The organism is Acidiferrimicrobium sp. IK, assembly GCF_025499425.1.
In the GTDB taxonomy this organism is placed as follows: Bacteria; Actinomycetota; Acidimicrobiia; order Acidimicrobiales; family Palsa-688; genus Acidiferrimicrobium.
On record NZ_JAIMCB010000004.1, the window covers coordinates 375762 to 383431 of the forward strand.

Annotated in this window: 6 protein-coding genes; 1 reads left to right on the forward strand and 5 read right to left on the reverse strand. The window is 72.0% G+C overall.

Annotated elements, in window-relative coordinates; translation table 11 throughout:
* Positions 1-121 precede the first annotated feature (121 nt).
* The 4 genes from K6U06_RS09335 to K6U06_RS09350 are packed head-to-tail and all read right to left on the reverse strand — an operon-like array spanning position 122 to position 6361.
* On the reverse strand, positions 122-1135 hold the full coding sequence (locus K6U06_RS09335; protein WP_262321650.1) for a lysophospholipid acyltransferase family protein: 1014 nt from the start codon (positions 1133-1135) through the stop codon (positions 122-124).
* The gene (locus K6U06_RS09340; RefSeq protein ID WP_262321651.1) at positions 1135-2724 is read right to left on the reverse strand and encodes a nickel-dependent lactate racemase; all 1590 of its coding nucleotides are present in this window, start codon (positions 2722-2724) and stop codon (positions 1135-1137) included. Before K6U06_RS09340 ends, K6U06_RS09335 begins: the two co-directional genes overlap by 1 nt.
* A gap of 5 nt (positions 2725-2729) precedes the next feature.
* A complete protein-coding gene (locus K6U06_RS09345; RefSeq protein ID WP_262321652.1) occupies positions 2730-3908 on the reverse strand; it encodes a zinc-dependent alcohol dehydrogenase in 1179 nt (392 codons plus the stop codon).
* Positions 3905-6361, reverse strand: coding sequence for an HAD-IB family phosphatase (locus tag K6U06_RS09350; RefSeq protein ID WP_262321653.1), 2457 nt, complete (start codon positions 6359-6361; stop codon positions 3905-3907). Before K6U06_RS09350 ends, K6U06_RS09345 begins: the two co-directional genes overlap by 4 nt.
* A 24-nt stretch (positions 6362-6385) precedes the next feature.
* On the opposite strand from K6U06_RS09350, the gene K6U06_RS09355 reads away from it, so the two are divergent.
* Positions 6386-7039 carry a TetR/AcrR family transcriptional regulator gene (locus tag K6U06_RS09355; RefSeq protein ID WP_262321654.1) on the forward strand — a complete coding sequence of 218 codons (654 nt, stop codon included), beginning with the start codon at positions 6386-6388 and terminating at the stop codon, positions 7037-7039.
* A gap of 184 nt (positions 7040-7223) precedes the next feature.
* Here K6U06_RS09355 and K6U06_RS09360 read toward each other — a convergent pair.
* A partial coding sequence (locus tag K6U06_RS09360; RefSeq protein WP_262321655.1) for a hypothetical protein occupies positions 7224-7670 on the reverse strand: 447 nt, incomplete at its 5' end.

A 7670-nucleotide genomic window follows, 5' to 3' on the forward strand; every position in this document is an offset into this window, starting at 1 on the left:
GCTTCCCAGCGCCGGGACCTCACACACCTCGACGGGCTCTACCGCTCGGCCCAGCGTAGCCGGGTCCTACCGCTCCGCCCAGCGTAGCCGGGCCCTACAGCCCGGACGGTCGCATCCGGCCCTACAGCTTGGGCCAGCGCCCCCCGGCGGGACGCCGGCTGCGGCGGCCCCGCTCGCCGAGGGCCCACGTCCGCCGCCACGCCCCGGCTCCGCCGGGCCCGGTGAGCTCGGGGCTGGTGCCCGCCGCGGCGCGCTTGCGAGCGGTCCACCAGTCGGTGGTGTGCTCGTCGGCCAGGGCGCTGATCGCCGCCTCCAACCGGGCCGCGACCTCGCGGGGGTCGTCGCCCTCGACCGGGCGGATCGGACGCCCGAAGCTGATGTGGGTGGTGCCGGGGCGGATCCGTCCCGAGTGGCGGGGGAGGATGTTGCGGGTCCCCTCGATGTGGATCGGGACAATCGGCCGCCCGGTGCGTACCGCCATCCACGCCGGGCCGGCCTTGTGCGGCTGGCCCCACCCGTCGGGGCTGCGGCCGCCCTCGGGGAAGATGAGCAGGCTCCAGCCGTCTTGGAGCAGCCCGGCGGCCCGGTTGGCCGAGGTGCGGCTGACCCGGAGCCGTTCGATCGGTATGGCGTTGATCGACAGGGCGAACGCGGCGGCCTTGAGCTTGGTGTCAAAGAAATAGTCGGCGGCGCCGGCGACGACGGTGCGGTGCCGCCACGGTTCGGGCAGCACCGACAGCAGCAGCGGCGTGTCGATGTGGCTGGCGTGGTTGGCGGCGAACACGACCGGCCCGTCGAGGTGGGCGATGCGGTCCAGCCCGGCGACCTGGGGGTCTGCCAGTGCGGCCATCGCCGGCGTGGCGACCACCTCGGTGAGCAGCAGCCGGGCCACCCGGGCCGGGTACCGCCGGGCCCAGTCGGTGTCGTAGTCGACGCCGAGGTCCCTCTCGGCGGGCTCGCGCGGCACGGAGTCGGGCCAGGTGGGGGAGGTGTAGGGGAAAGGGGACGGGGGTGGCTTCAACAGGCGGCGGGCGGCCCGGAGGGCCGGCGCGGTCCCGGTCCGGACCCGTTCCATCGACACCGGCAACCGCTTCTCGGGCGGCGCGCCGCCGGGAAGGCGCGGGACCCCTGCCATCACGACACGTCCGCCAGCATGATCGGCGGGCAGTGGAAGTGGCTGATCGTGGGGTGACGCCCGACGGTGTCGCTGGCCATCTCCAGGGCGTCGGTGAGCGTCGTCGCGGGCGAGAAGCCCAGCCGGCGCACCGCGGCGGGGTCACCGCCGACGATGATCACGTCACCGAGGTGCTCGAGGGCGTGCGCCCCCCAATACCACATGTAGAACGGGTGGACCCCGTGGTACGCGTGGCTGGTCCGGTACAGGTGTCGGTACCACTCGTCGGTGGCGAAGCGCTCCTCGTAGGTCTTCTCGATCTCGATCGGGTCGGTGGTCTCGGAGAGGACCTCCTCGAAGAAGTCGATGTAGGACGGGTGGTGCACGGGGTGGAACGCCCACGGCGTCGGGTGGGACAGGATCGCCACGCCGCCCTGGCGGACGATCGGCTTGCCCCGGTACAGGTTGAACAGGTAGCCGAGCCCCATGCACATGACCAGGATCGGGTTCATGATCGAGTTGACGTTGTAGGGGCAGACGTGGGGAAGCCCGAAGATGGCGACGTCGGTCTGGCCTTCGACGCTGACCAGCTGCTGCTCGTAGACCGCGGCGGTGGTGGCCGCGTGGACCGCCTCCACCTCGCCGGCGTACACGCCGGTCATGGCGTGGGGGGCCTTGATGGACTGGAAGATGCTGCGGGCCAGCTTCGGCGGCGTGCGGCTCAAGCTCTTGCTGGTGGCCAGGTAGGTGGCCCGGTCCCGGCCGCTCCACTCCCACTCCCGCTTCTGGAGGAACGCCATCTGCTTGGGGAAGGTGTCGTTGTTGAGCGTGGTCTCGATCTGGAACACCTTGACGCCGGCCGCCGCGATCAGGCGCCCCATCCGCCAGTTGGAGGAGTGCAGCTCGGAGTGCTCCTGGTCCATGAACGAGCGGCTGTGGCGCATCGTCTTGACGTTGTGGTGGTGGCGCAGGCTGCGGTAGCTGGCCAGTCCGGTGGCCACGCTCTTGTGGCCGCCGTCCATCGCCACCAGGTTGATGTTGACGTAGACGATCAGGTCGGACTCCGCGGCCCGCTTGTTTATCTCGACGTCCTCGCCCTTGTCGGTCTGGCCCAGGTGGACCAGGCCGTCGGGATCCTCGGCGTCGTGCTGGAGCAGGAGGCCGTGAGGGGCGAAGCTGTCATAGACCCGGTCGCCGACCGCGTGGCGCAGCTCGGCCTCGGTCATCCGCCGGTGCAGGGCCAGCGCGCAGATCAGCACCACGTCGTCGACTCCCGCCGCCGCGGCCATCTCCAGGACCGCCTCGATGACCCGCTGGCGGTTGTCGGGCTTTTGCATCGGGGGCAGCGGCAGGGAGATGTCGTCGAACGCGATGGTCAGGCGCATCCCGGGCCGGAGCAGGTCCGGCAGCGGCGGCGAGTCGCCGAGGGGGTGCAACAGCGCGTCCTGCACCGCCTGGTCGGGGTCGTCGAGCGCGGCGACCGGCTCGGGGGCGTAGATCACCCGGGACCGCTCGGCGGGGAGCCGCTCGAGGCGGAACCCTTCGCCGTGCCAGGTGAGGATGGGCGGGGTGGAGCGGTCCACTTCGAGGACGAAGCCGGGACGGGGCATAGGGCTTACCTTCGCTTTTCGGATCGCAGGTCGAATGCCACCTTGACCGCGCCGCGGCGTCCGGCGGTCGCAGCATGGGCGATGGCCTCCGCGTGGCGGTCCAGGGGGTAGGTGATGGTGAGCAGGCGCTCGAGGCCGGCGTCGGCGACGAGGTCGGTGGCCACGGCGAAGCTGTGCCGCCCGCCGGCCAACGGTTCGGGGCCGTACGCGTAGGCGCCGGCCAGGCGGATCTCGCGCTGCCAAAGCGGGGTCAGGTCGACGTGGACGCCGCCGGGCATGCCGACCATGACGATGGTCGCTCCGGGGGCGGCGACCGCCAATGCGTCGGCGAGGGAGTCAGCCGATCCGACGCAGTCGATCACCAACGGCGCGCCGCCGGTCAGCTGGCCGCTGTCGAGGATCCAGCTTCCGGTGGCTCGGCGCACCGCCCGGCGAAGCTCTCCGGGAGCCGCGATGGTGGTGGCGCCCAAGGCGGTCGCCATCTCCTTTTGCACCGGGTGCTTGGCGACGGCGATGATCCGGGTGATGTCCGGTCGCAGCCGGGACAGGGCGGCGATGACCGTGAGGCCGAGGGTCCCGGCCCCGATCACCACGGCCACCTGATCGTCGCCGGGAGGGCCGGCCAGGGCGCCGTGCACCCCGCACGCGGTGGGCTCGACGAGGACCGCGGCCTCGTCGCTCCAGTCGTCGGGGACGTCGTGCAGCTGCGCGGGGTGGGCTACCAGGGCGGCGGACCACCCGCCGCCGACCTCCGCGCAGAACCCGGTCTGCAAGCCGGGGGAGAGGTGCCCGCCGGTCAGCCGCTCGCAGCGGTGGGCGTGGCCGGCCGCGCACGCCGGGCACGGCGGGTCGATGCCGCGCACGACGCAGCCGAGGACCGGCTCGACGACCACCCGCCGGCCGTCCTCGGTGTCGGCGACGATCTCGTGGCCCGGCACGAACGGGAACGTGACGATCGGTTCGAACCACTGCGACGACCGGCCGTCGACGGTGGCCAGGTCGCTGCCGCAGATGCCCGACAGGCGGGGCCGCAGCCGTACCCAGTCCGGGCCGGGCAGATCGGGCAGGTCCATCTCCGCCAGCCGCAACGGCCCGACCTTCCCGCCGGCGCCTGGGCGCCACCCCGACGCCACCCGCGCCGCGCCGAAGCGGGCCAGCGAACGTTCGACTTTGAGCGCTCTCATCGGGGCGTGCTCCCCGCGACCCAGCCCTTGGCCGTCGCCAGCCGCGGCCCGATAGGCAGCGGTGGGCGAGTCGCCCCGGGGGACTTGGGCCAGTGCTCGACGTGCCAGCCCCGTTTGCGGGCGATGGCGGCCAGCTTGGTCTCCGGGTTGACCGCGACGGGGTGGCCGACCACCTCCAGCATCGGCAGGTCGCTGGCCGAGTCGGCGTAGGCCACGCTCTGCTCCAGCTCCAAGCCGTTGGCCTTCGCGTAGTCGGCCATGAGGATGGCCCGGGCCTCGCCGGTGGGAGGGGCCTCGATCAGCTCGCCGTTGAAGCGGCCGTTCTTCTGGCCCAGCTTGGCGCAGACGACGTCGTCGAAAAGCGGCCGCAGCGGGTCGATGACCACGTCGAGGGCGCCGGTGATGAGCAGGGTCTTGTGGCCGAGGGCCCGGTGCTCGCGGACCCGGCGGATCCCGGCCGGGAACGACTTGGTGAGCACCATGTCGCTGAACAGCTCCCAACCGTCGGCCGAGAGCCGGTCAATCGGCGCTCCCTCGTATCGGCGGTAGAAGTACCGGAGGAAGTCGCCCCGGTCGGCACGGTCCAGGGCCAGCAAGCGGGGCGCCTCGCGAAGCGTCCGGGCGACGAAACGGACCCGGTCGGCGTCATCGAGATGGCGGGTCGCCAGCCACGAGTACGAGTCGACGACGTTAGATGCGATGAGCGTGTTTTCCAGGTCGAAGACCGCGAGGTGACGCTCGGGGGCCAGCACCGCCCGCCGGCCCCGCTCCTCCCTGGTGAGCCCGGTCGCCCCTTTCCCCGACCTCTTCTTGGTGCCCGCGCCGCTCGGAGCGAGGCGGACCCGGGCGTGGGCCACGACCGACGGCAGGTAGACGTCGTGACAGAAATGGGGCCAGTCGATCGCGGCCGGGTCGAAACCGAAGTCCGCCTGGTCCTCGGCCGGGAGGCCGTCCCAAAGCGCCAGCAGGCGGTCCAGGCCGAAGATGGCCTCGGTCTCGGTGTACGCGCCGTAGAGCTCGACGTAGGAGAGGGCCCGTTCCGCCTCGTCGCGGCGTTCCTCCAGGCGGGCCGCCAGGTCGGCCTGCTTGCCCCGCAGCGGCAGGGCCTGGAGGACCTTCTCCGCGGTGCCGAGGGCGTTGGCCGCCCGCCCGAGCTGGCGCTGCACCCGGTGACGGCCCGGGAACGACCACTCAGGCACGCTGATCGGCTGGTCGCGGCTGTCGGCGAGCGGGTGTTCGGTGAACCACTCCTGCACCAAGTCGACGAGCTGGCGGTAGCGCAGCGGGTTGCGGGCGCCCGACGCGGAGTGGAAGACGTCGGGAACGTTGTCTTCCTGGGGTCCCCGGGCCGCGACGGCCATGATCGTCGCCACCACCATGTCGACGGGGATGACGTCGATGACCCCCTCGGGGATGCCAGGGAACTCCCGCAGCAGACCGCGGGCGTAGCCGATGATCACCGGGTCGGCCATGCGGAACCCGCGGATCCAGCCCGGGTGGGGCTCCTCCATGGCGGCCTCGATGATCGAGGGGCGCACGATGGTCAGCGGCAGGTCGCCGCGGGTGTCGAGCAGGGCCCGCTCCCCGAGGGACTTGGTGTAGGCGTAAGCGTCGGGCCATCCCAACCCCTGGGCCCGGGCCTTGCCGATGGTGACCATCCGCTCGTCGACCCACTCCTCGCGGAACTTCTCCGAGCGAGCCGCCAAAAGCGGCGTGCCCGCCGCGCCGAGCTCGGCTCGGGCCTTGGCCCGAAACGTGTCGAGCATCTTCGGCTCGCGGCTGGCCGCGTCGGCGTCGGAACGGGCTCGGCGGGCCGCCGCCACCTCCGGGCGCCATGCCAGCTCCGTCGCCCACGGCGTCTCGGGTAGGACCGCTTCGGGTACCTGTCCCCGCCGGCTGCCGGCGACGTAAGCGGTCGACACCGCTATCAGGTGGGGCTTGGCGCCGGCCGGCTGGCCATCGTGCTGCTGGCGGTCGTGCTGCTGGCGGTCGTGCTGCTGCCGGTCGTGCTGCTGCCGGTCGTGCAGCTGGTTGAGGGCGGCGGCGACCCGGCTCGGTCCGAGCAGGTTGATCTCGACCGCCCGGTCGAGCGGCGAGTCGAAGCTGACCGTGGCGGCGGAGTGGATGACGGTGCTGCAACCGGCGAGCAGTTCACGCCCGGCGTCGTCGAGGCCGAGGCCGTCCTCCCCGACGTCACCGGCCATCACCTTGATCCGCCGGTCCATGGTCGCGTCGAAGTCGGCTCCGAGCTCCTCGCGGAGACGGTCGAAGCAGTTGTTGCGGAGGATCTCCCGGCGGACCCGGTCGGCGGGTCCGCGCCGGCCGGGGCGGACCAGCAGGGCGATCTCGCAGTCGGGGACGGCGCGGAGGAATCGCTCGGCCAGGGCGGTGCCGAGGAAGCCGGTCGCGCCGGTGATCCCGATGCGCCGCCCCCCGAGGGCTTCACGGAGCATGGCTTCTGTTCTACCATCTGGTAGGTGAATCCCGCCAGGATCGTCCCCCCGCCCGTTGCGGACGCGCCCTCGACGGTGACCGCTGGCGGCTCGACCCGTCAGCGGGTCCTGGACGCGGCGCTGCGGGCCTTCGGGACCCGTGGGTACGAGGCCACCTCCCTAGACGCGCTGGCCGCCGAGCTGGGCATCCGCAAGCAGAGCATCCTGTACCACTTCGCCTCAAAGGACCTGCTGCTAGAGGCGGTGATCGACCAGGCCGGCGCCGAGCTGGCAGACCTCATCGAGAGCGCACTGGCCCGGTCCGCGCCCGGATGGGGCCGCGTCGACGCCATCGTCCGATCGGTGTTCCGCCTCGCCGGCCGGCGCCCCGAGCTGCTCGGACTGCTCAGGGAGGTGTCCCGGCTCGGGCCTCCACCGGCCACCCGGCTGCGGGAGCGCCTCGACCCGTTCGTCGAGCGGGCCACTGGCTACCTCGACGACGAGATGGCCGCCGGCGCCATCCGCCGCCAAGACGCCCGGCTCCTGCTCCTCGCCACCTACTCCACCGTTATCGGGATGGCCACCGAGGTGGAAGTCCTGCGGGCCGTCGGCATGGAGCCCACCGCCCGCAACCTGGTCCGCCGGCGGGCGGAGCTGCTGGCCTTCCTCCGCTCCGCGCTGGCCGTCGAGGGCAGCTAGCCCGCCGGCTGCGGGTAGCTCAGGCTGGTTGGGGCGGCTGTCCGGGCGAGCCACGGCGTGGGTCCGCCTCGGCGGGCAGCGTTGGGGTGTTGGGTGGCGCTCGGTGAGCAGGTGTCGCTAACCCGTGCTGGGGTGCGGGTTTGCGCCACTTGCTCTTTGGGGGTGGCCGTGGGGTGGGGTGGGGTTAGTGGGTGATGACGGCTTGGATTTGTTGGATGGGGAGGTTGGGGATTTGGGCGGTGGTTTGTAGTTGTTGGAGGGTGCCGTGGTTGGTGGCGAGGGTCCAGGTGGCGGTCCAGTGTTCGGTGATGGTGATGGTGGGGTGGCCGGTGTTGTCGTAGGTGTGGGTGATGGTGCCGTGGGGGTAGGGGAGGCCTTCGGTGGTGTAGGGGCCGGTGGTGGTGTGGTCGCCCCAGTTGATGGTGTAGGTGCCGTGGGCGGTGATGGTTAGGGGGCCGAGGGGGGTGGGGTTGGTCCAGGGGGGTGGTTGGGTGGTGCCGTTGGTGACGAGGTAGGCGGGTTTGCCGGTGATGGCGTAGCCGGGGGGGAGGGTTGGTTTGGGGGTGGGGAGGGGGATGGTTTGCCAGAATTGTGTGGCGAGTACTGCGGGGTTGGTGGCGAGGGCGGGGGG

What these genes read in the sequence shown, in the direction of transcription:
- K6U06_RS09335 (WP_262321650.1), bottom strand. Translation starts at nt 1,135, where the DNA reads ATGGCAGGGGTCCCGCGCCTTCCCGGCGGCGCGCCGCCCGAGAAGCGG.
- K6U06_RS09340 (WP_262321651.1), bottom strand. Translation starts at nt 2,724, where the DNA reads ATGCCCCGTCCCGGCTTCGTCCTCGAAGTGGACCGCTCCACCCCGCCC.
- K6U06_RS09345 (WP_262321652.1), bottom strand. Translation starts at nt 3,908, where the DNA reads ATGAGAGCGCTCAAAGTCGAACGTTCGCTGGCCCGCTTCGGCGCGGCG.
- K6U06_RS09350 (WP_262321653.1), bottom strand. Translation starts at nt 6,361, where the DNA reads ATGCTCCGTGAAGCCCTCGGGGGGCGGCGCATCGGGATCACCGGCGCG.